This window comes from Spirochaetia bacterium 38H-sp, assembly GCA_039023545.1.
GTDB classification, from domain to species: domain Bacteria; phylum Spirochaetota; class Spirochaetia; order Winmispirales; family Winmispiraceae; genus Rarispira; species Rarispira pelagica.
In genome coordinates this window covers 1-2,334 of the sequence record JBCHKQ010000013.1, presented here as the reverse complement: position 1 = coordinate 2,334, position 2,334 = coordinate 1, and the positions used below count along the sequence as shown (strand labels likewise).

General features: G+C 37.7%; 2 protein-coding genes. Both read right to left on the bottom strand.

Translation table 11 applies throughout. The features are described 5' to 3' along the window. Nucleotides 1-242: 242 nt before the first annotated feature. Nucleotides 243-947 carry a polyphenol oxidase family protein gene (locus WKV44_10515; GenBank protein ID MEM5948968.1) on the bottom strand — a complete coding sequence of 235 codons (705 nt, stop codon included), beginning with the start codon at nt 945-947 and terminating at the stop codon, nt 243-245. Nucleotides 948-1,189: 242 nt separating this feature from the next. After that, complete coding sequence (locus WKV44_10510; GenBank protein MEM5948967.1) at nt 1,190-2,266, bottom strand: hypothetical protein; 1,077 nt, start codon at nt 2,264-2,266, stop codon at nt 1,190-1,192. Nucleotides 2,267-2,334 lie beyond the last annotated feature (68 nt).

The following is a 2,334-nucleotide window of genomic DNA, read 5'->3' as shown; positions in this document are numbered from 1 at the left end:
GCCACTCTTTCTTTGCCCGTAAAAGCGCCCAACCACTCATATATCCTCCAAAAAACTATTTAACTCTCAAAACAAAAGTCCTGTGATAATAACAATATTTTAAGATATCTTCAAATACCGCAGTAGCAATTTTGCATAAAAATACATTATACCGAACGTAGAAACTGCGCCCAAAGCAAACAAAAAAGCAAAAAAGCGCAGTTTCTACTGCCTGCGGCGCATAAAAGCACAGGATAAAGAAATCACCCCCTGGCACACACTGCCAGCATATGCGTAAAAGCCTCCCCCTCCCTCCTGTAAGAACCAAAACGCTCATCACAGCAGGTACACCCCTCTATCGTATACACAGAAACCCCGCGCCTCTCCAGAAGCCCCCTGTTTGCAGCAACAAGATCCAGATAAAAACCATCGGCCTTACGCACAGCAGCATCCCTGCCAAACGCAGACGCAAAAACCTCCGCCCGTTCTTTATCCACCCTGTAACAGCACGAGCGAATAGAAGGCCCCAGCACGGCAACCTTCCTGCCCTCACCCAGCGCATCCGCAAGCAAAGCAGCAATCCCCGTCCCCCTCCATCCGGAATGAACAATCCCCCACGCAGTCCCGTCCTCCCTGAAAACCCATATGGGCATACAGTCCGCAACCGTAACCCCGCACACAAGAGAATCGTCTGTGCAAAAAAGCCCGTCTGCCTCAGGCTCATCCCCCGGTAAAAAAGAAGAAGCATCCGCAACAACCCTGCCGTGCACCTGCCGTACACAGCGCAAAGAATCCCTGTCAATCCCGCGCTCTTCCAGCCACCTGAGCCTCTCATCCGTAAACTCCGCACTTTTTCCCATATCCCCTGCCTTATAAAGCGACATAAAACCGTAAAAAGAGCTCAAAGAAGAATGAGAAAAATAAAACCTTAAAAAATCATCATAAAACTCAACAGAAAAACCATGCATAACAAAAGATTACAACACAGCAACAAAAAACAATCAATGACAGCATAAAACAGCTTACATAACTGAGAACAAAAAGATTACCTACTATCCGGATAATTAAAACAGCCTACTCCATTATATTGCTGTTTACCAATTTTCTTAAACAGCTCTTCCTGGCTTTTCTCCTGTTATTACATCAGACTTAAGCTTTTGTCCAAAATCATGGAGCCGATATATTTGTATAAACATTTTCCTGTAGATGATTAGTATTTAATCAGCTTTTGAGGTGTAACCTCCTTTTTCCAGAGCAATTTCCCAGATTTATTATAACAGGCAACATACAAGTTAGAAGAATGGCCATAAAGATGTACTGTGTCTATTTTTTTTATTGCTTTATATCCGACAAACACAATATTATCATCAAGGATTGCCCCATCAAGGATAACAACCTTCTCACCCTGTAGAAATATTTCCCAAATCAAACTCTCCGCTCTATATGCTCTCACAAAATTGCCAAAACCAAGAACATCGTTTGATTTGATAAATATTTCCAAATCCTTGTCCAATAGCAACTTTTGAAAATTATTGTCGGTTTTTCTCACATGATTCGCATTTAACGAATTATCAAAATAGATTATCTCGTTATTGTCTCCAATAATTAAACGATTACCATAAGCGTAATTAAGTAATCTAATTTTGCTTGATTGCTCATCATTATCAGAAATAAGAATATCCAAATCCTTATTTATTGAATAAAGTTTAAGATTCTTATAAATATTTACAAAATCATAATCATCAGTAGCAAAACGATCATCATATGCAAACAGAATATATTTATTATCAACCTTGGCAATAAAACGCCACAATTTTTTTATAGGGTTATTGAGTTTACTTATTAACCTGCCATTAAAATCAATTTTTAAAATAAACTTTATGCCAGCAACAGTATAGCAGTTTTCTTCCTTTATAATACAATCAGAAGTCGGTACAATAACATAGAACTTCTTTTCATAAATAATATTGCCATTATAATCCATTTTGATATATTTAAGATGATCAAAACACTGTAAGAAAATAGAAATATACCTTTTCTCCAAAAAATAATTCATAACATAAGACTTGTAAAAGCTTTTAGTCCAGAATATATCTCCGTTTTTGCTTATTTTGGTTAAAAAAGCAGTAGAGGTATGTTTATTATTAAAATATTCTGTGCCTGAAATTAAAATATTGTTTTCTGATATTGCTTTAACAATATGCCCACTCAGTATTATGATATTATCATTATGTCCGCAGGAAACTAAGAGCAGGAACATAATGATTAACAATCCCAATTTTCTCATAGTACCCCTCCTTTTTAACTTTGCTGTTGGCCTATTTCCTTAAACAGCTCTTCCTGGCTTTTCTCCTG